This is a genomic window from Pseudomonas sp. UBA6699, from assembly GCF_002454615.1.
Taxonomy (GTDB): Bacteria; Pseudomonadota; Gammaproteobacteria; order Pseudomonadales; family Pseudomonadaceae; genus Aquipseudomonas; species Aquipseudomonas juntendi.
Genome location: NZ_DKJF01000092.1, coordinates 1 through 20,452 on the forward strand (window position 1 = coordinate 1; position 20,452 = coordinate 20,452).

21 protein-coding genes are annotated in these 20,452 nt (G+C 65.0%); 11 read left to right on the plus strand and 10 right to left on the minus strand.

Features of this window, described 5'->3' with window-relative positions; all coding sequences use genetic code 11:
* Nucleotides 1-164 precede the first annotated feature (164 nt).
* Together B3361_RS17525 and B3361_RS17530 are read right to left on the minus strand one after the other, a co-directional pair.
* Nucleotides 165-1,142: a D-2-hydroxyacid dehydrogenase family protein gene (locus B3361_RS17525; protein WP_054905655.1), complete on the minus strand. Its 978-nt coding sequence runs from the start codon at nucleotides 1,140-1,142 to the stop codon at nucleotides 165-167.
* A gap of 58 nt (nucleotides 1,143-1,200) precedes the next feature.
* A complete protein-coding gene (locus B3361_RS17530) occupies nucleotides 1,201-2,109 on the minus strand; it encodes a LysR family transcriptional regulator (protein WP_286920294.1) in 909 nt (302 codons plus the stop codon).
* Nucleotides 2,110-2,205: 96 nt separating this feature from the next.
* On the opposite strand from B3361_RS17530, the gene B3361_RS17535 reads away from it, so the two are divergent.
* Nucleotides 2,206-3,384 carry an MFS transporter gene (locus B3361_RS17535; RefSeq protein WP_029886083.1) on the plus strand — a complete coding sequence of 393 codons (1,179 nt, stop codon included), beginning with the start codon at nucleotides 2,206-2,208 and terminating at the stop codon, nucleotides 3,382-3,384.
* A 14-nt stretch (nucleotides 3,385-3,398) separates the two neighbouring features.
* Here B3361_RS17535 and B3361_RS17540 read toward each other — a convergent pair whose 3' ends face one another.
* Nucleotides 3,399-4,022 carry a glutathione S-transferase family protein gene (locus tag B3361_RS17540; RefSeq protein WP_009685126.1) on the minus strand — a complete coding sequence of 208 codons (624 nt, stop codon included), beginning with the start codon at nucleotides 4,020-4,022 and terminating at the stop codon, nucleotides 3,399-3,401.
* A gap of 191 nt (nucleotides 4,023-4,213) precedes the next feature.
* Between B3361_RS17540 and B3361_RS17545 the strand changes: the two genes are divergently transcribed.
* Both B3361_RS17545 and B3361_RS17550 read left to right on the plus strand, forming a co-directional pair.
* Nucleotides 4,214-4,516: a DUF3077 domain-containing protein gene (locus tag B3361_RS17545; RefSeq protein ID WP_009685125.1), complete on the plus strand. Its 303-nt coding sequence runs from the start codon at nucleotides 4,214-4,216 to the stop codon at nucleotides 4,514-4,516.
* 79 nt (nucleotides 4,517-4,595) lie between these two features.
* A complete protein-coding gene (locus B3361_RS17550; protein ID WP_054905653.1) occupies nucleotides 4,596-5,333 on the plus strand; it encodes a hypothetical protein in 738 nt (245 codons plus the stop codon).
* Nucleotides 5,334-5,342: 9 nt separating this feature from the next.
* Here B3361_RS17550 and B3361_RS17555 read toward each other — a convergent pair whose 3' ends face one another.
* Complete coding sequence (locus tag B3361_RS17555; RefSeq protein ID WP_082414703.1) at nucleotides 5,343-7,094, minus strand: phosphoethanolamine transferase CptA; 1,752 nt, start codon at nucleotides 7,092-7,094, stop codon at nucleotides 5,343-5,345.
* A gap of 204 nt (nucleotides 7,095-7,298) precedes the next feature.
* Between B3361_RS17555 and B3361_RS17560 the strand changes: the two genes are divergently transcribed.
* The gene (locus B3361_RS17560) at nucleotides 7,299-7,454 is read left to right on the plus strand and encodes a DUF2986 domain-containing protein (protein ID WP_009685121.1); all 156 of its coding nucleotides are present in this window, start codon (nucleotides 7,299-7,301) and stop codon (nucleotides 7,452-7,454) included.
* 25 nt (nucleotides 7,455-7,479) lie between these two features.
* Here B3361_RS17560 and B3361_RS17565 read toward each other — a convergent pair whose 3' ends face one another.
* The 3 genes from B3361_RS17565 to B3361_RS17575 form a co-directional block, all read right to left on the minus strand.
* A complete protein-coding gene (locus B3361_RS17565) occupies nucleotides 7,480-7,854 on the minus strand; it encodes a hypothetical protein (protein WP_029886079.1) in 375 nt (124 codons plus the stop codon).
* 173 nt (nucleotides 7,855-8,027) lie between these two features.
* Nucleotides 8,028-8,618, minus strand: a complete 591-nt coding sequence (locus tag B3361_RS17570; protein ID WP_029886078.1) for a biliverdin-producing heme oxygenase — start codon at nucleotides 8,616-8,618, stop codon at nucleotides 8,028-8,030.
* Nucleotides 8,619-8,692: 74 nt separating this feature from the next.
* Complete coding sequence (locus B3361_RS17575; RefSeq protein WP_054905651.1) at nucleotides 8,693-9,640, minus strand: LysR family transcriptional regulator; 948 nt, start codon at nucleotides 9,638-9,640, stop codon at nucleotides 8,693-8,695.
* A 92-nt stretch (nucleotides 9,641-9,732) separates the two neighbouring features.
* On the opposite strand from B3361_RS17575, the gene B3361_RS17580 reads away from it, so the two are divergent.
* From B3361_RS17580 to B3361_RS17605, 6 genes are read left to right on the plus strand one after another with little or no spacing between them, the layout of a single operon-like run.
* Nucleotides 9,733-10,680, plus strand: coding sequence for a ketopantoate reductase family protein (locus B3361_RS17580; RefSeq protein WP_286920295.1), 948 nt, complete (start codon nucleotides 9,733-9,735; stop codon nucleotides 10,678-10,680).
* Nucleotides 10,677-11,075 carry a VOC family protein gene (locus B3361_RS17585; protein ID WP_029886075.1) on the plus strand — a complete coding sequence of 133 codons (399 nt, stop codon included), beginning with the start codon at nucleotides 10,677-10,679 and terminating at the stop codon, nucleotides 11,073-11,075. The genes B3361_RS17580 and B3361_RS17585 overlap by 4 nt, the downstream gene beginning before the upstream one ends.
* Nucleotides 11,072-11,527 carry a MaoC family dehydratase gene (locus B3361_RS17590; RefSeq protein WP_029886074.1) on the plus strand — a complete coding sequence of 152 codons (456 nt, stop codon included), beginning with the start codon at nucleotides 11,072-11,074 and terminating at the stop codon, nucleotides 11,525-11,527. Before B3361_RS17585 ends, B3361_RS17590 begins: the two co-directional genes overlap by 4 nt.
* Nucleotides 11,524-12,756 carry a CaiB/BaiF CoA transferase family protein gene (locus B3361_RS17595; protein ID WP_054905649.1) on the plus strand — a complete coding sequence of 411 codons (1,233 nt, stop codon included), beginning with the start codon at nucleotides 11,524-11,526 and terminating at the stop codon, nucleotides 12,754-12,756. The genes B3361_RS17590 and B3361_RS17595 overlap by 4 nt, the downstream gene beginning before the upstream one ends.
* A complete protein-coding gene (aroE, locus tag B3361_RS17600) occupies nucleotides 12,753-13,571 on the plus strand; it encodes a shikimate dehydrogenase (RefSeq protein ID WP_054905648.1) in 819 nt (272 codons plus the stop codon). The genes B3361_RS17595 and aroE overlap by 4 nt, the downstream gene beginning before the upstream one ends.
* Before the next feature lie 60 nt (nucleotides 13,572-13,631).
* Complete coding sequence (locus B3361_RS17605) at nucleotides 13,632-15,077, plus strand: MFS transporter (RefSeq protein ID WP_166524970.1); 1,446 nt, start codon at nucleotides 13,632-13,634, stop codon at nucleotides 15,075-15,077.
* Nucleotides 15,078-15,158: 81 nt separating this feature from the next.
* Here the strand turns inward: B3361_RS17605 and B3361_RS17610 are convergent, their stop codons facing one another.
* Nucleotides 15,159-16,532 (minus strand): 8-oxoguanine deaminase, encoded by a 1,374-nt coding sequence (locus B3361_RS17610; RefSeq protein WP_154211478.1) that lies wholly within the window; start codon nucleotides 16,530-16,532, stop codon nucleotides 15,159-15,161.
* A gap of 194 nt (nucleotides 16,533-16,726) precedes the next feature.
* Here B3361_RS17610 and B3361_RS17615 point away from each other — a divergent pair, with 194 nt between their 5' ends.
* Complete coding sequence (locus tag B3361_RS17615) at nucleotides 16,727-17,938, plus strand: MFS transporter (protein ID WP_054905646.1); 1,212 nt, start codon at nucleotides 16,727-16,729, stop codon at nucleotides 17,936-17,938.
* Here the strand turns inward: B3361_RS17615 and B3361_RS17620 are convergent.
* Both B3361_RS17620 and B3361_RS17625 read right to left on the minus strand, forming a co-directional pair.
* On the minus strand, nucleotides 17,908-18,843 hold the full coding sequence (locus B3361_RS17620; protein ID WP_054905645.1) for a LysR family transcriptional regulator: 936 nt from the start codon (nucleotides 18,841-18,843) through the stop codon (nucleotides 17,908-17,910). The genes B3361_RS17615 and B3361_RS17620 overlap by 31 nt on opposite strands.
* Nucleotides 18,844-18,912: 69 nt before the next feature.
* Nucleotides 18,913-20,298, minus strand: coding sequence for an APC family permease (locus B3361_RS17625; RefSeq protein WP_154211477.1), 1,386 nt, complete (start codon nucleotides 20,296-20,298; stop codon nucleotides 18,913-18,915).
* Nucleotides 20,299-20,452 lie beyond the last annotated feature (154 nt).

The window sequence follows — 20,452 nt, forward strand, 5'->3', positions numbered from 1 at the left end:
CTCTTGGCGCATGCCTCAAAGTCGCGTCGTACGAACAAGGCGGCCGCGCGCATCTGGCACAGGGGTTACTGGCCCGAAACAGACGTAGGAGCGAGCGCAGCTCGCGATTGCGCCGCGCGGGCGGCGCTCGATCTCACAGGCGCTGCATATCTGCTGGCAAACACTCAGTTCCCTGCCGCCAGTACCTGCGGGTTGGCCACGTTCTGCGGTGCCCCCCCGAAAAACGCCAGCACATTGTCAAAGGCATCACCGAAATACAGCTCGTAGCCGGTCTTTTCCACATACCCCAGGTGGGGCGTGGCCAGCACACGCGGGTGGCGCAGCAGGGGGTGGCCGGGGTCGAGCACCGGCTCCTGCTCGTACACATCCACCGCCGCATAACCTGGCCGGCCTGTATCCAGTGCTTGCAGCAACGCCCCTGGCGCAATCAGTTCCGCGCGGCTCACGTTCACCAGCAGGGCGTCCTCCTTCATGCGTGTCAGGTCGTCCAACGTCACCCGGTGCCGGGTTTGCTCGGACAGGCGCAGGTTCAGGCTGACAACATCCGCTTCGGCAAAAAACGCCTCGCGTGACGCCGCGGCCCGGTGGCCATCCGCCGCGGCGGCGGCCCGGCTGCTGTCGCTGCCCCACACCAGCACCGGCATGTCGAACGCCTGCGCATAGCGGGCCAGGCGTTGGCCGATCTTGCCGTAGCCCCAGATACCCAGCACCTGGCCAGCCAGTGCCTGCCCCAGGTTGACTTGCCAGTGGCCTTGGCGGAAGGCATCGATGGCAGGCACCAGTTGGCGGCGGGCATTGAGTATCAGCGCCCAGGCCAGCTCCGCTGGGGCGACTGGCGAGCCCCGGCCCTCGGTCACCACGATGCCCCGGGCGGTACAGGCGGCCAGGTCGAGGTGGCTGGAGACCTTGCCGGTCTGGCTGATCAGCTTGAGGCTTGGCAGGCGATCGAGCAGGGCGGCGTCGATGCGGGTGCGTTCGCGGGTCAGTACCAGCGCGTCAGCGTCGGCAAAGCGTGCCGCCAATTGCTCGAGCGTCGCTGGCTGGGGGGCATGCAGTACGTGGACATCGTGCCCGTGCAGGCGACTGAAGCAGTCGAGGGTACGGATCACGTCCTGATAGTCGTCGGGGATGACAATGCGCATGGTGGTCGAGCCCTGGCAGTACTATGGGGGACCCACGATACCCCAACCTGACCTGCGTTCAAGTGCCTACAAAGGGGGGTGATAGCTGCTCCACCAGAAAATCCACGAACACCCGCACCCGCGCCGGCATCGACGGCCCGCCCACGAACACGGCATGGATCGGCTCGCGGTCGTCAGGATTGTAGGCTTCCAGCATCGGAAGCAGGCGCCCGCTGGCCAGGTCATCGGCCACCGTGAAGGTGCCGATGCGGGCCACGCCTGCACCCAGCCTGGCCAGCTGTGCCAGTGCTTCGCCGCTGCTGCATTCGATGTTGCCCCGCACCTTCAACGCAAAGACCTCGCCGTCGCGGCGGAACGGCCAGTCTGCTACGGCCCGGCGAAAGTTGAAGTGCAGGCAGTTGTGGCCGGCCAGGTCTTCAGGCACCAGCGGCGTACCGCAGCGCGCCAGGTACTCGGGCGAGGCCACGACCACCTGGCCGGTTTCGCCAATTGGGCGGGCGCTGAGCGAGCTGTCGGGCAGGTGGCCAAAGCGCAGCGCAACGTCGGCCTGGCCGGCGTGAATGTCGGCCACCTCGTCGCTGATGGTCAGGTCGACCAGTACCTGCGGGTAACGCGCGCTGAACGCCGCCAGCAGCGGCACCACGGTCAAGCGGGCATGCCCTTGCGCGGCGCTGATGCGCAAGCGCCCGCGCGGCACGCCCTGGTCGGCGATCGCATCCTCGACTTCCTGCAGGTCGGCCAGCACCCGCCGCGCGCCGCGCAGGTATGCCTCGCCCTCGGGGGTCAAGGTCAGGGCCCGGGTGGTGCGCAGCAGCAGGCGGGTGCCCAGGCGCTGCTCGGTGCGGGCGAGAATGCGGCTGACCGCCGAAGGGGTCAGGTTCAAGGCGCGGGCGGCGGCAGACAGGCTGCCCGCGTCCACCACCTTGGCGAAAACCGCCATTTCACCGGATCTACCGCTGAAGTCCATTTGTGCCTCGCAAGCAAAGGTGATTGGCAAAAAGGCTGTCTAGTGCGCCAGGGAAGCAGATCGTAGCATTTGCCGCATAGCTAAGGAGTTTTTGCCATGCGTATCAATCCACCTCTGGTCGCACTTGCCATCGGTGCCTTCGGCATCGGTGTCACCGAGTTTGCCCCCATGGGCATGTTGCCCAGTATCGCCACTGACCTTGGCGTTTCCATACCTGCTGCCGGGCTGTTGGTCAGTGCCTATGCCCTCGGTGTGCTGATCGGCGCACCGCTGATGACCCTGGCCACGGTAAGGATCCCGCGGCGTTACCTGTTGATCGGCCTGATGGCGATCTTCACCCTGGGCAACCTGATGTCGGCACTGGCCAGTGACTACGCCAGTCTGCTGGTTGCCCGCGTGGTCACGTCACTTAACCACGGCGCGTTCTTTGGCATCGGCTCGATCGTCGCCGCCAGCGTGGTACCGCCCGAGAAGCGCGCCGGGGCGGTGGCAGCGATGTTCATGGGCCTTACACTGGCCACCATCGGCGGGGTGCCGCTGGCCACCTGGTTTGGTGAAATGCTGGGCTGGCGCACGGCGTTCTGGGGCATCGCCGGGCTTGGCCTGATCGCGATGACCACGCTGTGGTATGCACTGCCGAACGTACCTTCGCCCAAAGGCGACGGGGCCATGGCCGAAATCCGCGTGCTCGTGCGGGGGCCGGTGCTGGCGGCGTTGTTGCTGACCGTGGTGGGCTCCAGCGCCATGTTCACGGTGTTCACCTACATTGCGCCGATCCTGCAGAACGAAGCTGGCGCGTCCACCACCTTCGTCACCGCCATGCTGGTGCTGTTCGGTGTCGGCCTGACCTTGGGCAACGTGTGGGGCGGCAAGGCAGCGGACCGCTCGGTCGAGCGCACCTTGATCCTGTCGTTGGCGGTGCTGATTGCCGTGCTGCTGGTGTTCCCGCTGGTGCTGGACTGGCCACTGCCCACGGCACTGGCGATCCTGGTCTGGGGTGCGGCCAGCTTCGCCTTGGTGCCACCGCTGCAGATGCGCGTGATGGAAGCGGCCAAGGATGCCCCCAACCTGGCCTCGGCGGTGAACATCGGTGCATTCAACCTGGGGAATGCGATCGGCGCGGCGCTGGGCGGCGCGGTGATCAACGTGGGGTTGGGCTACGCGGCGATTGCCCTGGCAGGGGCGGCGATGGCGGCGCTGGGCCTGGTGTTGGTACTGCTGTTTGCCTGGCGTGGCCGGGCGGCGGCCATGGCACAGTGCAATGTGCCAGGCTGACCGCGCCGGGGGCTTTACGGGGTGCCGTTACGGCCATGCAGGTGGTAAGCCGGGCGCTCGCTCAGGCGCTCGTAGTAATCGCGCACAGCCGGTAGGTGCGGGTGCTCGAACGGCGTTTCGAACCAGCGGTTGACCGACAGGCCGATAGGAATATCGGCCAGGGTGAACTGGGCACCGGCCACGTAGGCGCCGGTAGCGGCCAGTTGCCGGTCGAGGATGTGCATGTAACGCGCCCAGTCCGCACAACCCGCCGCCAGCGCCACAGGGTCCTGGTGGGCGGGCGAATGCCTGACCAGCGACATGAAGGCGTAGCTCCAGGCGCGGTTCAAGTCTGACGCCTGCCAATCGATCCACTGGTCGATCCTGGCCCGTGCCTGTGCTTCGCCGGGGTAGAACGCGGTGGCGCCATAGCGGTTGGCCAGGTAGCGGATGATGCTGTTGGACTCCCACAGGGTGAAGTCGCCATCCTGGATCACCGGAACCATGGCGTTGGGGTTCAGCGCCAGGAATTGCGCGGTGTCGGTGGCCTTGAAGCCCGTACCCCAGTCTTCGCGCTCGAAGGCGACCTCGAATTCGGCACAGGCCCACAGGACTTTTCGCACGTTGATGGAAGAGGCTCTGCCCAATATCCGTAGCATGATGTTCGTCCTGAGTGGGGGTGATTGATCGTCCGCCACTGCCCGGTCTCGGTCAAGGGGCGGGGTGCAAGGGGGGGCTGCACGGTAACTTTGTAGGGCATTTCCGAAAATGAGCCGTTCCAGGCTCAAGTCATTGTGGTGGCCCAGGCCGCCGCCTAGTCTCGGCACGCTCAACCCCCCGAGGAATGAACATGGAAAACGACACCCCCGAAGACAACAACACGCTCAATGTGGTGGCGGCGGCCAGCCGCTTCGGCCACCCCGATGCCGAACTGGTGCACATGCGACCGCAGTTGCCGATACGAACCGCGCTGACGGAAGCCTCGGCCATCATGGGCTGCATTACTGAAATCACGCGCAAGGCCATCGACCGGCCAAGTGACCGCAAGGTGATGATCAAGGCCACGTTCTACCTGGCGGGCATGGCCAAGGCACTGGTCGATGGCCAGCTGCTGCAGATGCGCCAGGCGCGCGAGAAGGAGGGCATCGAGTAGACAGGGTTGCCTGGGGGCCATGAACTTGGCACCCTTGGGCGGTTTGAATCGTCTGCATCATTTCAAAAGGAGGTTCGCATTGAGTTGGGACAAGGTGGGGAAGCTCCTGGTCGCGGTGCTGGTTGGCCTGATGGTCCTGTCGGCCGCCTACGCGTTGTTCAGGGGCAACCCGCGGCTGGAAGCGTCACTGACGTATGCCTACCTCACCTATCCTGGCCAGTTCAGCGAGCGCATCAGCAAAGCCAGCGACCAGCTCAAGTATGAGCAGTTGCAGGGGCGCATCAACAGCATCAGCCAGGGGCAGTTGAGCCACGATCAGGTCGAGCGCCTGGTCGAACTGGCTCAGTTGCCGTACGCCCAGCTGTTCGCCAAACCGTTCGAGGCGGGGTTGGTGGACCACCGTACCGGCTTGCTCATCGAGCTGCACAACAGTGGCGATGCGCCGGTGCGCCAGGTCAAAGTGCGCCTGCCAGGCAAAGGCCTGGTGCAGGTGCGCGATGCTGCTGGCAACGACACACTGCTGGAGCAGGCTACCGCGCAAGTCGACATCCCTGTCATCGAGCCGGGTAGCCGGTGCAAGGTGTGGGTGTATTTCGACGCCGATTATTCCCAGATTCGCCAGGGCGGCGTCAGCATTACCCATGCCGACGGCGCAGCCAATGTGCAGGTGTATCACGAAGTGATCGGCTTCCCGGCAACCGTGGCCCGCTACAGCCGCGAGCTCATGGGGCTGCTGGTGGTACTGGCGCTGGGCGTGCTGGGCCTGGGTTACGCGCTGCTGGCGCGCCGTGCAGCGCGCCCCGCAGCGCAGCGCTAGGGGCTTGCCTTACTCTCCAGTGTCGCGGCTGGCAGTCTGCTGCTCCCCCATTACCTTGCCCCCAGGCAGTTGATCGAACGGGTGCAAGCCATCTTTGCGGTAGGGGTCGCCGATCCAGCGCGGTGCCGCCACGAATTGCGCGCTCACCAGGCTCTTGGCCGGCTCGAAGCCGTCGTAGCTCAAACCGGCAAGGTCCGACAGCGTATGGATCAGGTGCGAGCTGCTGTACGGGCGCTTGGCCATCGCCTGCAGGTCCCGCGGGTGCTGGGCCTGCCAGCTGGGTGAGGTCCACACCAGGAACGGGATGGTGTACATCGGCCGGGTCGGCGCGCTTTCGTTGCGCCCCAGCCGGTCGTGGTTACCAGAACTGTATACGTCCTCACCATGGTCGGACAGGTAGACCAGGAAGCCATTCGGGCTGCCGGCAGCGTAGCGCTTGATCAGGCTCGACACCACGAAGTCGTTGTAGCGCACTGCGTTGTCGTAGAAATTGTAGGTTTGCACCTGGTCATCGGTCAGCGCACTCGGTGCGCCCTGCTTGTCGGTGAAGTGGGCATAGGCGTCCGGGTAGCGGTAGCGGTAGTCCATGTGGGTGCCCAGCAGGTGCACGATGATGAACTTGTTGGGGGCCGGGTCTTGCAGGGCCTTCTCGAACGGTGCGAGCACCACGTCATCGTACTGGCTGGCATTCTGGTTGCGCTGGTTGTTCAGGTACACCGGCACGTCCGTCTGCTGCGAGAAGGTGGTGAGCATGGTGTTGCGCTTGGTCATGGTTTGCTGGTTGGTGATCCAGAAGGTCTTGTAGCCTGCCTGTTTCATCAGGTTGATCAGCGATGGGTCGGTGAGGAACCGGTCCGGGGCCTGCTCATCGCCGAAGGTCAGAATCTGCTGCATCACTTCGATGGTGTAGGGGCGGGGTGACACCACATCGCGGAATACGGTCAGCCCTTTGTCGTTGGCAGCCAGCGCGTCGAGGTTGGGGGTGGTGTCACGGTTGTAGCCATACAGGTGCATATGCTCGCGGGTGGTCGATTCACCCAGCACCAGAACCAGCGTGCGCGGTGCCGAACCGCTGTTGTCACGCAGGTTCTGTAGGGGCGGCAGGGCAGCATTCTGCGCCAGCAGCGCCTGCATGTTGTCCAGTTGCTGGCGGTACTGGCGGTAGCCGACCAGCAATTGCCAAGGCACTGCAGGTTCCATGCGCTGCTGTACCTTTTCCAGCGCATCGGCAAAATTGCGCTCCTGGGTGACCATTTGCTTGTAGAACGGCAGCACCAGGTTGGCTGCCAGCAACAGCACCACCACTGGCAGGCGGCTGCGCAGCGGCAGGTAGACCGGGCGCAAGCGGCGCCACAGCAATACTGCCCCCACGGTGTACAGCAGCAACGCCAGGCCCAGCCAGGCACTGAAGTACTGGCTGAAGTACTCACCGGCCTCGGCGGTGTTGGACTCGAACATCACGAAGATGACGCTCTGCGAGAACTCCTGGCGATAAATGCCGAAATAGCTCAGGCCAACCAGCGAAGCAGCCCACAGCAGCAGGCCGATGAGCGCCGCAGTGGCGCGGGTAAGGCGGGGCAGCAGCAGCACTGGGGCCAGCCACAGGCTACTGAGGAAAAACGCATCACGGAAACCCGAGAAACCGGTAGTGCCACTGAACAGCAGCAATGCCTGGGTGACGCCAGAGAAATACCAGAAGAACAGCAAGAGCCAGCCCAGGCCGGCCCAGTCCACGCGGGAAGGGGAAGTGGTGTGTGACACGTGTGCCTCGTCGTACCTTGGTAGCCCGCAACTGTGTGCGTGGCCGGAAAGGACGTGACGCTAATCTGTGGACTGTGAAAATAACGTCAAGGCGAGCAGCCATCGGGCCTTGGTCGTAGCCCGCTGCGCAGCAGCCGTGCGCAGCGGGTTGCTTGCACGGGTATGATGGCGGCAGCTAAACCGTACTCAAAGGCCGTGTGGACCATGAACCGTCGTAAGAAGATCAAGCAGCTGTTGCAGGCGCACCAGAAGAAAGCCAGCGCCAAACTCGCGCCGCGCAAGCCCAGGTACATCTGCAAGGCTGACCGTTTGAAGCTGGAAACAGAAGGGGTGGAGGCGGCCCCACCCCAGGCTGACTGAAGCGCCAGCAGCCGGTGTGTCGGCTTCAGCGGCGGTAGTGCCGGTGTTCGTCATAGTGGCGTTGGTGCATCGCCCGCTCATGGCGGCGCTCCCAATCCCGGCGGCGTTCCCAGTCACGTCGCCGCTCCCAGTCGCGCCGGGCCTGCTCGCGGCGCCACTGCTCGCGGCGCCAGTCCCCCCTGTGGTCGTGCCAGCGGTGGTCATCATGGGCCAGCAGGGGCGCCGGCTGAACAGCGGCGGCATTGGCCACGCTCGACCAAGGGTTGCTGGCCGCAGGCAACGCTGGCTGAACGGCCGGGGCCGCCACCTCGGCCGGTTTCAGTGGCAGGGCCGAAGCCGTGCCCGCTGCTGCAAGCGAGAACAGACCGAACAGCATCCACCTGGCGACTTGTATTTTCATGAGCGAAGCCCACCTCTGATCACAATTGAGCTATCAGGCCAGCGGTGAGGCAAGCTGCTTCGCCTGCCGTGACCGTTCTGTGCCACCCTCATAGACCAGCAACCAGGAAAAAGTTCGCTGTAGCAATAACTTGTACAATTATGCGGCAAGCAACCCGCCCGGCCCAAACCGGATCAGCGTTCGGCAAACACTGCGCGCAGGTGGCTGCGGTAATGCTCGAACGCAGCGATTGCGCCGTTTATCGCCTCGGCCTCTTGCTGTTCATCCAGCGCCAGGGCGTCCACACGGGCCACAAACTCACGCCAATGCAGCGCACGGCCATCAGGGTGCGGGGCCAGGTGGCTGGCGCCCTGGTCTTCACCCAGGCCCAGGCGTTGAGTGTACTTGAACAGAAACGCAGCCCCCAGGTTCGACCCCTCGCTGCAATACAGCCAGCCCAACGCCTGCGCCGGGCTGGCGCACACCGAAGGTGGTGGCGGTGGCGCGGGCAGGCCCAGGTCCAGCAGGTCGGCCTGCACCGCGGCAAACCGTGACAAGGCCGACAGCCCCGGTAGTTGCCGGTTGAGCTGCGGGTCCTGATACAACGCCAGCAAGCTGCCATGAAAACCATGCTGCACCTGCAGGAACCGGCCGTAGCGCTCGCGGCTCTCAAACGGCCGTGCCGCCATGACCAGCTGATCGACGCTGTCATGGTCGCGGCTGCTGGCCGCTTTCAAGCGTTGGCAGCGGCCTGGCTGCGAAACAGAGGGGGGTGCTGCGGTCATCGGCATATCCGTGGCATGAACGTAATGCGCCCATCATGCTTGCCACCTCGGCCAGCAGCAAGCGTTGCGCGGTGTCAGGCGCCTGCCCGGCTGGAGCCCTTGCGCGAGCCGGCTGAGCCGTCGCGGGCGAACAGCCCATGGACCACTGCGCGCAACCAGCGGTTACCCCCGTCCTGGTGGTAGCGGGCGTGCCAGTGCTGCTTGACCGTGAAACCCTCGACCGCGAACGGGCAGTCGTGCACCTGCAAATCATGCATGTCGGCCAACGTCTGGCCGATATGGCGGGGCAGGGTGGCGATCAGGTCGGTGCTCCCGAGGATCATGCCCAGGCCCAGGAACGCCGGTAGCTCCAGCACGATGCGGCGCTCGATGCCGGCCCGCGCCAGTGCCGTTTCCAGCAGCTTCTGGCCGGTGCCGGCGCTGATCTGCACATGGCCTTCGGCGTGGTAGCAGGCCATGCTCAGGCCGCCGGCCAGGCGCGGGTGCCCGCGCGCGCTCAGGCACACCCAGTCCTGGTCGAACAGCACTTGCTGGTACATGCCACCGCCCAGCCACGGTACGAAGCCGATCGCCAGGTCAGCTTCACCCGATTCCAGCGCGCTTTCGCTGTTGCCATCGATGCGTACCGCCTCCAGGCGAATGCCGGGCGCGTGGCTGCGCACGTGGTTGAGGATGCTGGGCAGCAAGGTGATGTGGCTGGCGTCGCTCACACACAGGCGAAAGCGCCGTTGTGCGGTAGCGGGTTGGAACTGCGGTTCCCAGGCCGCCAGCCGGCGCAGTGACTCGAGGACTTCGCGGCACGGCCCGATCAACTGGTCGGCGCGTGGGGTGGGCGCCATGCCCCCAGGGGTGCGCACGAACAGCGGGTCGTTCAGTTGTTCGCGCAGGCGGCCCAGCCAGATGCTGATGGTCGGCTGGCTCTGCCCCAGCTGTTCAGCGGCGCGGGTAACGCTACGGCAGTGGTAGAGCACATCGAACAGTTGCAGCAGCTTGGGTTCGGGCAGTACCGGGGGAGTGGTCATTATTGCAAATCTCAATGGGGCTATTTGCTGCATTGTATAGCGCTAATAAGCGTGGCTGCATAAGGTGATCGCAAACCACGGAGGTCTGCGATTTGAAAATCTGCATTTTGGGTGCCGGCGCCCTGGGCTGCGCCATCGGCGCGGCCTTGAACGAAGCCGGGCATGAAACCTGGCTGCTCAACCGAGGCCGTGCCCATGTCGAGGCCATCAACCAGCACGGCCTGCAGGTGCAGGATGAGCTCGGCCAGCGCCAAGTCCGCGTGCATGCGGCGACGTGTGCCGATGAGGTGGGGGTGGCCGACCTGGTGGTGGTCTTGGTGAAGTCGTTCCACACCGCCGAGGCGATCGCCGGGGCCACGGCGCTTCTGGGCCCGCAAACGCTGCTGCTGTCACTGCAGAACGGCCTGGGGCACGAAGATATCCTGGCGCAGGCGGCCGGGCGCGAGCGGGTACTGGCTGGCAAGACCTATGTCGGCGGCGTGCTGCTGGCGCCGGGGGCGATCCGCGCCGGGGTGGCCGGCAAGCAGACCTACATCGGTGAACTGGACGGGCAGCGCAGCGCCCGCGTGCAGGCTATCGCCGAGGTATTCAACGGTGCCGGCCTGGCCACCACGGTCAGCGACAACATCCTCGGCACCATGTGGGACAAGCTGCTGGTCAACGTCGCCACCGGTGCGCTCAGCGCCATCACCAGGCTCAGCTATGGCCAGCTGTACAGCGAGCCGCTGCTGGCGAGCACCGCCAAGGCGGCCGTTGCCGAAGCGATCGCGGTGGCCGAGCGCGCCGGTATCCGCCTGAGCCTGACCAACCCCGAGGCAGCCTGGCAGTTGGCCGCCGAAGGCCTGCCGGCGAGCTTTCGCACCTCAATGCTGCAGAGCCTGGAAAAAGGCTCGATCACTGAAATTGACTTCATCAACGGTTCCGTCGTGCGCTGGGGCCAGCGCCACGGCGTCGCCACACCCGTCAACGCCACCCTGGTGGCGTGTATCAAAGGCATCGAACGCGCGATGGCCGACCAGCAGAACAAGGACAACCCATGAGCCAGCCGAAAGCCTACCTCGAACACGTCGCCTTCTGGGTGCGTGACATCAACTGGCATATCCGCTTTTTCAGCGAGGTGTGCGGCATGACTCTGCGCGAGTCGCAGGGTGACCCCGAGCAGCCGACCCAGTACTGGACCCTCGGCGGCCTGCAGTTCATCCACCAGCCCGACTTTGCAGGGCCTGAAGGGCGCATGGCGCACCTGGGGATCATGTGCGAAGACCTGGAAGCGGTGCTGGCGGCAGCACAGCGTTTCGGCGTCAGTGCAATGCCGCAGGGCCGCAACTGGCTGCGCTTGCCCGACGGCCTGGCCGTGGAGTTCATCCAGGCATTGCCCAAGGCGACGGTCGCCCAGGCACTGGCTATCAACCCACGTGCGCAGGTGCAGCCATGAGCGTGACTGAAAAGTACTGGGACGACGCCCGCGAGGGCGATGAATGCATCAGCCCGAGCTACACCGTCACCCGCGAACGCATCCTGGCCTATGCCGACCTGACCGGTGACCATACCCCGGTGCATGTCGATGAGGCGTATGCCAATGCCAGCCACTTTGGCTGCCTGGTTGCCCACGGCCTGTTCGGCCTGTCGATCGCCGATGGCTTGAAGACCCAATGCGATTACCGCTTCGTGCCGGGCATGTCACTGGGCTGGACCTGGGATTTCGTGTTGCCGATCAAGGTCGACGATGTGCTGCATGTGCGCATGCGCGTTGGCGCGATGCGCCTGAGTAAAAGCCGCCCGGGTTGGGGCATCGTGGTCCTGCCGTCGGAGCTGATCAACCAGCACGGCCAGGTCGTGCAACGCGGTGAGCACCGGCTGATGGTGCCGTGCAAGGGGGCAGCATGAGCCAGGCATTGCCATTGGCGGGTATCCGCGTCATCGACTACAGCCATTTTCTTGCCGGGCCTTATGTAGGGCGTTGCCTGGCGGCGCTGGGCGCCGAGGTGATCAAGGTTGAACGGCCAGGCAGCGGCGACGCCGGTCGCCAGCACGCGTTCACCCTGGATGACCAGCAAAGCGGTTACTTCCTGCAACTGAACATGGGCAAGCAGGGCGTCAGCGTCAACATGAAGGACCCACGCGGCAAGGCCTTCATGCAGCGCCTGACCGATTCGGCCGACGTGTTCATCGAAAACTACCGGCCGGGCGCGCTGGACAAGCTGGGGTTGGGCTATGCCGAGCTGGCGACGCGCAACCCGCGGTTGGTGTACTGCTCCATTTCCGCCTATGGCCACACGGGGCCGGATGCACACCGCGCCGGCTTCGGGCTGATTGCCGAGGCCAAGAGCGGGATCATGCAGATGGTTGGCGTACCGGGCGAAGCACCGCCGTTGCTGCGCATTTCGCTGGGCGACATGTACACCGGCATCCACGCCGTGGCAGCCATCAATGCCGCCTTGCTGGGGCGCGTCAGCAGTGGCCGTGGCCAGCACATCGACATGGCCTTGTACGACACGTTGGTGTCGATGCATGAGTACGCGGTGCAGTGCTTCACGCTGTCCAACGGCACCGTACTGCCCGAGCAGACCGGCCATGACATGCCCACCTCGACGTTGTATGGGGTGTTCCGTGCCGCCGACGGCGACCTGGTGATCGCTGCCCAGGTCGATGACGCCTGGCGGCGCTTTGCCGCCATGCTTGAAGCCAATGGTGGCCCGGCAGGTTTTGCCAGCGACAGCCGCTACCACAGTGTGAATGGCCGCAATGCCCACCGCGAGGCAATTCTGGCGGTGGTGCGCGATTGGGTGGGCGCGCGGCCAGTGGCGGCTATCCTGGCCTTGCTCGATGCCATCGACGTGCCCAGCGCCAAGGTACAGCGCATCGACGAGGTGCTGGCCGACCCGCAGATTCAGGCGCGCAACATGGTCGTCGAACAGCATCACCCGCGCTATGGCACACTGCGCCTGCCCAACCTGCCGTTCCGTTTTTCCGACTGCGACACCACCATCCACCAGGTGGCCCCGGACCTGGGCCAGCACAACGCCGAAGTCGCCGCCGGGCTTGGCTTCAGCGCCGAAGAAATCACCGCCATGCAGGCAGACGGGGTGCTGTTCACCCATGGAGAGGCACGATGAGCGACCGCTATGCAGTGATCGGCCGACCGATCAACCACACCAAGTCTCCGCTGATCCACGGGCTGTTCGCTCAAGCCTGTGGCCAGCAGCTGGAATATGGCGCAATCGAGGGGTCGCTGGAGGGCTTCGAGGCCCAGGTGCTGGCGTTCCGCGGTGAGGGTGGGCTGGGCATGAACATCACGGCACCGTTCAAGCTGCGCGCCTTCGAACTGGCCGAGCGCTGCAGCGAACGAGCGCAACTGGCCCGGGCAGCCAACGCCCTGAAGTTCGAGAACGGCGGCATCGTGGCAGAGAACTTCGATGGTATTGGCCTGCTGCGCGATATCGAGGTCAACCTCGGGGAGCCGCTGCATGCGCGTCGTGTGCTGGTACTGGGGGCGGGTGGCGCGGTGCGTGGGGCGCTGCTGCCGTTCCTGCACGCCGGCCCTGCCGAGCTGGTGATCGCCAACCGCGACATGGCCAAGGCGGTGGCGCTGCGCAATGAGCTGAATCACCCGCGGCTGCGAATCAGCCGGTACGAAGAACTGCCGGGGCAGGCTTTCGATATCGTGGTCAACGCCACCTCTGCCAGCCTGGTCGGTGAGTTGCCACCGCTGCCGGCCGGGGCCCTGGCCCAGGCCCGGCTGGCCTACGAACTGGCTTATGGCAAAGGCCTCACGCCATTCCTGCGCCTGGCCCGTGAACAAGGTGTGGCGCGCCTGGCCGATGGTGTGGGCATGCTGGTCGAGCAGGCGGCAGAGGCGTTTGCCTGGTGGCGCGGGATGCGCCCCGAAACCGGTGCCGTGATCGATCGCCTGACCATCCCGCTGGAGTAGGCCTATGGTTGCCAACGTGCCCGTGCAGCTCCGCGCCCACGAACGGCGACTCGGTTGCCCATGACCGGGCCGCCAACGCAACGCCCTGGCACCCTGGCCCACCCGGCAGCCGCCCAGCGCTCGCGCCAGACCACCTGCATTGCCTTGCTGGTGGCCATCACGTTCTTCATGGAAAACCTGGACGCCACCGTCATTGCCACCGCGCTGCCGCAAATGGCCAGCGACTTCAGCCAGAGCGCGGTCAGCCTGAACATCGGTATCAGTGCCTACCTGCTGGCCGTGGCGGTGTTCATCCCGCTCAGTGGCTGGCTCGCCGAGCGCTTTGGCCCGCGCCAGGTGTTCGCCGGGGCTATCGCCTTGTTCACTGCCGCTTCGTTGCTGTGTGGGCTGGCCGCCAGCCTGGAAGCCTTTGTGGCTGCACGGGTGTTGCAGGGCATCGGCGGCGCCCTGATGGTTCCGGTGGGGCGGTTGGTGGTGTTGCGCACCACCGAGAAAAAAGACCTGGTGAAGCAGCTCGCGGTCATCACCTGGCCGGGCCTGGTGGCACCGGTACTGGGCCCGCCGCTCGGTGGCCTGATCGTCACGCACGGGTCGTGGCCGTGGATCTTCTACCTGAACATTCCCCTCGGTTTGCTGGCCCTTGCCGCCGTCTGGCTGTTGATACCCGACACCCGCTGCGAGGCGCCGCGCCGCTTCGACACGCTGGGCTTCGTCTGGTTGGGCTCGGCCTGTGCGGCTTGGCTGGTGGGCCTGGAGCTGCTCGGGTCACTGGCCGGCGACAGCCTGGGGGCAGGGCTGGTACTGGTAGTGCTTGGGGCTGTGCTGACCGGATTGGCCATCCGTCACGGTCGGCGCCACCCGGCCCCCCTGTTGCCCCTGCACACCCTGGCCATCCGTACCTTCAGGGTCAGCATCGTGGGCGGCACCCTGTTCCGCCTGTCGATCAGCGCGTTACCGTTTCTGATCCCTTTGCTGTTGCAGGTCGGCTTCGACCTGCCACCGTTGGACGCCGGCCTCTTGGTGCTGGCGATCTTTGCCGGCAACCTGGCGATGAAGCCGTTCACCAGCGGGTTGTTGCGGTGCTTTGGTTTTCGCCGCGTGTTGCTGGGCAACGGCCTGGTCGGCGTGGCCTGCATCCTGGCCTGCCTGGGGTTGCAGCAGGGCATGGCGTGGTACTGGATGGCGCTGGTGCTGTTCATGGGCGGGCTGTCACGGTCGATGCAGTTCACCACCTACAACGCGGTGGGGTTTGCCGATGTGCCGCAGCAGCAGATGGCCGAGGCATCGACGCTGTTCAGCATGTGCTTCCAGCTGGCCATGGCCTTGGGGGTGGCGGTGGTGGCGCTGCTGTTGCGCGTGGCCATGCAACTGCGTGGCGGCGAGAGCGGGTTGACCGTTGCCGACTTCCACTGGGCGTTGCTTGGCCTTGCACTGATTGCCGGTGTGGCCCTGCTGGACGCCCTGCGTTTGCCGGCCAATGCCGGCGACCAGGTGTTGCGCAACTGAGGCAACGGGCTGCGTTGCAGCCCATCGCCGGCGAGCCCACAGCACGCGGGTGCAGCGCAAACGGCTGGCTTGCCGTCGCGTTCAGGCGCCGCTGACCAATTGCAGGGCCAGCTGGTTGTGGCGTTCCAGCACCCGTGGCAGGTCGATCGTGGCCAACTGGCCGTCCTTGACCACCACCCGGCCATTGATGACGCTGGTGTGAACCTGGGTCGGGGTGCAGAACACCAGCGCGGCCAACGGGTCGTGGTGGCCGCCGGCGTAAGCCACATGGCCCAGGTCGAACGCGACGAAGTCGGCGACCATGCCGGGTGCCAGGGCGCCGATGTCGTTGCGGTTGAGCACTTTGGCGCCGCCCAGGGTAGCTATTTCCAGCGCTTCACGGGCGGTCATGGCGTCTGGGCCGAAGCCAATCCGCTGCAGCAGCAGGGCCTGGCGCACTTCGCCGATCATGCTGGCGCCGTCATTGGAGGCCGAACCGTCTACGCCCAGGCCAACCGCAACGCCGTGGTCACGCATCTTGCGCACCGGGGCAATGCCGGAGGCCAGGCGCATGTTCGAGCAAGGGCAGTGGGCAACCCCGGTACCGGTACGGGCGAACAGCTCGATGCCATGCTGGTCGAGCTGTACGCAGTGGGCGTGCCAGACGTCGTGGCCGACCCAGCCGAGGTCTTCGGCATACTCGGCGGGCGTCATGCCGAATTTTTCACGGCTGTAGGCGATGTCGTTGACGTTCTCGGCGAGGTGGGTGTGCAGCGAAACGCCATACTGGCGCGCCAACACCGCAGCTTCGCGCATCAGGTCGCGGCTGACCGAGAACGGCGAGCAGGGCGCCACGACGATGCGGCGCATCGACCCGTGACTGGCATCGTGGTAGTCCTCGATCAGGCGCTGCGACTCCTTGAGAATGTCGGCTTCCTTCTCGACCACCGCATCTGGCGGCAGGCCGCCCTGGCTTTGCCCTACGCTCATGCTGCCGCGCGCGGCATGGAAGCGCATGCCGATCTCGCTGGCAGCATGAATGCTGTCGTCTAGCTTGCAGCCGTTGGGGTAGATGTACAGGTGGTCGCTGGAGGTGGTACAGCCGGACAGCATCAGCTCGGCCATGGCGGTCTGGGTCGACACCGCGATCATTTCCGGGGTCAGCCGAGCCCAGATCGGGTACAGGTTGGTCAGCCAGTTGAACAGTTCACCGTCCTGAGCCGCCGGCACCACGCGGGTCAGGCTCTGGTACATATGGTGGTGGGTGTTGACCAGGCCCGGGATGACCACCTTGCCGGCCATGTCCAGCACCACGTCGGCGTGCTGCGGCAGGCTATCGCTGGGGCCCACTTGCTTGATCAGGTTGTCTTCGATGTACAGGCCGCCGTTTTTGATTTCGCGGCGTTCGCTGTCCATGGTGACCAGCAGTTGGGCGTTTTTGACGAGGAGGGTTTTCTTGGTAGCGGTAAATGACATGGCTTAAGCCCGTCGCTATACGCCTGGGCGATTACCGAGGTCGTAGGCGAACGCGTATGTAATCAGGAATCCTGAAAGTTGTATACATCAGCGCTCGATTGATGAAATCGAGTCATCCGATTAGTGAAATAACACCAGAAATACGAATTAAGTTTACCAATAGACTGGTGACCTTATTTCTGGAGACTGTCTTGATGTCCGCTTTCGAACCAAGCCCTGGGGTCGCCACCCCCAGCCGGCACGCTGCAATCAGCATTGCCATTCTGGCGTTTTCAGCCTTTTTGATCGTGACCACCGAATTTCTGATCGTTGGCTTGCTGCCCGCGCTTAGCCAGGACCTGGGTATTTCCATATCGCTGGCGGGGCAGTTGGTCACCCTGTTCGCATTCACCGTGATGCTGGCCGGCCCGCTATTGACGGCGGCGTTGGCGCACCTGGACCGCAAGCGCCTGTTCATCGGCATTTTGCTGGTCTTCGCCGCAGCCAATGCGCTGGCTGCTGCCTCCGGCAGTTTCTGGGTGCTGGCCGTCGCCAGGGTGATACCGGCACTGGCGCTGCCGGTGTTCTGGGGCACCGCCAGTGAAACCGCCGGCCACCTGGCTGGGCGCGACAGGGCCGGGCAGGCCATTGCCAAGGTCTACCTGGGTATCTCGGCGGCGATGTTGCTGGGTATCCCGTTGGGGACCGTGGCAGCAACGGTGGTGGGGTGGCGCGGTGCATTCTGGATCCTGGCTGCGTTGTCGCTGCTGATGGCGCTGGCGATGTGGGTATGGATGCCGCACGTGGCGCGCACGGCGAAAGTTGACTTCATGCAGCAGGCGCGCATTTTCAAAGAGCGTTTTTTCCTAGCCAATGTGCTGCTGTCGGTGGTGGTGTTCACGGCCATGTTCACGGGCTACACCTACCTGGCCGACCTGCTGCAGCGGGTAGCGGGCGTGGCCCCGGCGCATACCGGCTGGTGGCTGATGGGCTTTGGCGCGGTCGGCTTGCTCGGCAACTGGATCGGCGGGCGGGCCGTGGACCGCTCACCGCTCAGGGCCAGCGCGCTGTTCCTGGTGCTGTTGGCCATTGGCATGGCGGCGCTGGTGCCGCTGGCCCAGGGGGCCGTGCTGTTCTGCCTGGCGCTGGCGCTGTGGGGCATTGCCAACACGGCACTGTACCCGGTGAGCCAGGTGCGGGTGATGAGTTCGGTCACCCATGCCCAAGCCCTGGCGGGTACCACCAATGTGTCGGCGGCCAACGCCGGTATCGGCCTGGGGGCCGTGCTGGGTGGCATGACCATTTCCCACCTGGGGGTCGGCTACGTGGGCTACGTGGCGGCTGGCATCGCCTTGCTGGCGCTGGCGTTGGTGCCCGTGGTGGGCCGGCTGGCGCCTCAGCCCGGTGCGCAGGCGCGGCTGCCGTGAGGCGCCAGGCGCGGTAGCAGGTAGTCGAGCAAGGCGCGAACCTTGGGTAGCCCTTCGCGGCTTTTCAGCCACACCAGGTTCATTGGCAAGCCGTCGGTGGCCAGTGCCGGCAATACTTCGACCAGGCGCCCATGGTCGAGGTATTGCTGGGTCAGCCAGGTGGGTAGCTGGCCGATGCCATGGCCGGCCAGCACCGCTGCCACTTCGCCTTCGCCATCGCCCACGGCAATGCGCGGCTGCACGGTACGCCGCTCCATTTCGCCGGGGTGGCGGCCTTTGAAGTACCACGGGCTGACCAGGCCGTCGGTGTGGCCATAACCCACGCAGTGGTGGTGCTCCAGGTCGCGCTCGTGTTGCGGTACGCCATGCTTTTCCAGGTAGCCAGGGGCGGCACAGAACATCAGGCGCTGGGCACCGAAGTATTGGTGGCCCAGCGCCGCCGGCCAGGCATCCGGGCCACCGATGCGCACCACGATATCGATGCCCTCGTGCACCGGGTCGACGAAACGGTCGGAGAACGACACATGCGGCTGCAGCAACGGGTGCAGGCGGATGAAGTCGAGGATCAGCGGCAGCACATGCAGGCGACCGTAAGAGGCGGGCAGTTCGATCCGCACTTTGCCATGGGGTTGGTCATCGCTGGCCGCCAGGGTGTGCTCGACTTCTTCCAGGTCGGCCAGGACCGAGGTGCAAGTGCGATAGAACACCACGCCCGCTTCACTCAGCGACAGGCTGCGCGTGGTGCGGTTGAACAGCCGTGCGCCCAGGCGGGCCTCCAGCCGGGCCACGCTCTTGCTGATGGCCGAGCTGGTCAGGTTGAGCCGCTCGGCAGCTGCCGTGAAACTGCCCAAGTCAGCGACGGCGACGAAAACGTCAATGCCTTTGAGGCGTTCGGAAGAGTACATGGGTGGCTTCTTTGATGAACTGGGTTCCCGCTTCGGGTGTGCCTATTGAAGCCTCGCACGTGGATTTCATCAATGAGTTTCGCCTGGCCTGGCCGGCAACGTGACCCGAAACGCCCGGGTAAGCCCCAGCAGTACCAGCAGGCCCATGCCCATCCAGCACAGGCCAATGCTGAACGACAGGCTGGTCAGGCTACTCCACAGCCACAGCGTGCTGAGAAAACCCAGCCCCGGTATGGCGCCGTACAGCACCACATTACCGGCACCGCGCAGCTTGCGGTCGATGAGGTAGTGCTTGACCACCGCCAGGTTCACCGCCGAAAAGGCGAACAGTGCGCCGAAACTGATCATGTTGGCCACGGTGTCGAGGGTAATGACCAGGGCAATCAGCGACAGCAGGCTGACCACCAGGATGGCGGTGGCCGGTACGCGCTTTTTCGTTGCAAGCTGGCCAAACGCCCGCGGCAGCACGCCGTCTCGGCCCATCGCGAACAGCACCCGTGACACGCTGGCTTGCGACACCATGGCCGAGGCGAAGCAGCCGGCCACGTAAGTGGCGGTGAATGCGCTGACCAGCAGTTCGCCGCCTACCCGGCGCATGACGTCCACCGAGGCCGAGTCCGGGTCGGCAAAGCTGCCCCAATCGGGGAAGACCAGTTGTGCGCAGTACGACACCACCAGGAACAGCAAGCCGCCGATCAGGGACACGGCAAGGATCGCCAGCGGAATACGGTAGGTCGGGTTGCTGGTTTCCTCGGCCATGGTCGAGACCGCATCGAAGCCCAGGAATGACAGGCACAGTACGGCCGCGCCGGTCATCACCAACGGCACGCTGAAACCGTCGTGGTGGAACGGCGCCAACAGCGAAACGGGTTCGGCCTGGCCGCTCAGCCTGAGCACGGCCAGGCCGACGAAAACCACGATGAACACCAGTTGCGTCACCACCAGGATCCAGTTGACGCGGGTGATCGACTCGATGCCGATCAGGTTGAGGAAGGTGACCAGGGCGATGGACCCTGCCACCCACACCCAGGCATGAATGGCCGGGAAGTATTCCGACATGTAGATGCCGATCAGCAGGTAGCTGAGCAGTGGCAGGAAAATGTAGTCGAGCAGCAGGGTCCAGCCGGTGATGAAACCGATGTGGCTGCCAAAGGCCTTGCGGGTATAGGTGTAGACCGAGCCGGAGTAGGGGTGGGCCTGGACCATGCGGCCGTAGCTGTAGGCGGTCAGCAGCATGGCGGCGAGGGTCAGCAGGTAGGCAGTGGGCAGGTGCCCCTTGGTCATCTGGGTGACCAGCCCATAGGTGGTGAAGACCGCCAGCGGCACCATGTATGCCAGGCCGAACAGCACCAGGGCGGTCATGCTCATGGACTGGCGCAAACGCCCGCTGCTGGCGGCAGGTTGCGCGGTGGCGGGCGGGGTGGTGGGGTGAGCTGTACTTGTTGTTGTATGCATTGCTAACTCCTGGAAAGGGATGCAGGCCACCGCGGCAGGCGAGCAGGCTCGTTACCGGGGTGTCGTGCAAGGAGGTCGAGCGCAAGGCTCGCAGCGCTGGGGCGGGTTGATGCTCCCACACCCCGCCAGCACCCGGAATCACCCTTTGGGGTGA

What these genes read in the sequence shown, in the direction of transcription:
- B3361_RS17525 (WP_054905655.1), bottom strand. Translation starts at nt 1,142, where the DNA reads ATGCGCATTGTCATCCCCGACGACTATCAGGACGTGATCCGTACCCTC.
- B3361_RS17530 (WP_286920294.1), bottom strand. Translation starts at nt 2,109, where the DNA reads ATGGACTTCAGCGGTAGATCCGGTGAAATGGCGGTTTTCGCCAAGGTG.
- B3361_RS17535 (WP_029886083.1), top strand. Translation starts at nt 2,206, where the DNA reads ATGCGTATCAATCCACCTCTGGTCGCACTTGCCATCGGTGCCTTCGGC.
- B3361_RS17540 (WP_009685126.1), bottom strand. Translation starts at nt 4,022, where the DNA reads ATGCTACGGATATTGGGCAGAGCCTCTTCCATCAACGTGCGAAAAGTC.
- B3361_RS17545 (WP_009685125.1), top strand. Translation starts at nt 4,214, where the DNA reads ATGGAAAACGACACCCCCGAAGACAACAACACGCTCAATGTGGTGGCG.
- B3361_RS17560 (WP_009685121.1), top strand. Translation starts at nt 7,299, where the DNA reads ATGAACCGTCGTAAGAAGATCAAGCAGCTGTTGCAGGCGCACCAGAAG.
- B3361_RS17565 (WP_029886079.1), bottom strand. Translation starts at nt 7,854, where the DNA reads ATGAAAATACAAGTCGCCAGGTGGATGCTGTTCGGTCTGTTCTCGCTT.
- B3361_RS17570 (WP_029886078.1), bottom strand. Translation starts at nt 8,618, where the DNA reads ATGACCGCAGCACCCCCCTCTGTTTCGCAGCCAGGCCGCTGCCAACGC.
- B3361_RS17575 (WP_054905651.1), bottom strand. Translation starts at nt 9,640, where the DNA reads ATGACCACTCCCCCGGTACTGCCCGAACCCAAGCTGCTGCAACTGTTC.
- B3361_RS17585 (WP_029886075.1), top strand. Translation starts at nt 10,677, where the DNA reads ATGAGCCAGCCGAAAGCCTACCTCGAACACGTCGCCTTCTGGGTGCGT.
- B3361_RS17590 (WP_029886074.1), top strand. Translation starts at nt 11,072, where the DNA reads ATGAGCGTGACTGAAAAGTACTGGGACGACGCCCGCGAGGGCGATGAA.
- B3361_RS17595 (WP_054905649.1), top strand. Translation starts at nt 11,524, where the DNA reads ATGAGCCAGGCATTGCCATTGGCGGGTATCCGCGTCATCGACTACAGC.
- aroE (WP_054905648.1), top strand. Translation starts at nt 12,753, where the DNA reads ATGAGCGACCGCTATGCAGTGATCGGCCGACCGATCAACCACACCAAG.
- B3361_RS17605 (WP_166524970.1), top strand. Translation starts at nt 13,632, where the DNA reads ATGACCGGGCCGCCAACGCAACGCCCTGGCACCCTGGCCCACCCGGCA.
- B3361_RS17610 (WP_154211478.1), bottom strand. Translation starts at nt 16,532, where the DNA reads ATGTCATTTACCGCTACCAAGAAAACCCTCCTCGTCAAAAACGCCCAA.
- B3361_RS17615 (WP_054905646.1), top strand. Translation starts at nt 16,727, where the DNA reads ATGTCCGCTTTCGAACCAAGCCCTGGGGTCGCCACCCCCAGCCGGCAC.
- B3361_RS17620 (WP_054905645.1), bottom strand. Translation starts at nt 18,843, where the DNA reads ATGTACTCTTCCGAACGCCTCAAAGGCATTGACGTTTTCGTCGCCGTC.
- B3361_RS17625 (WP_154211477.1), bottom strand. Translation starts at nt 20,298, where the DNA reads ATGCATACAACAACAAGTACAGCTCACCCCACCACCCCGCCCGCCACC.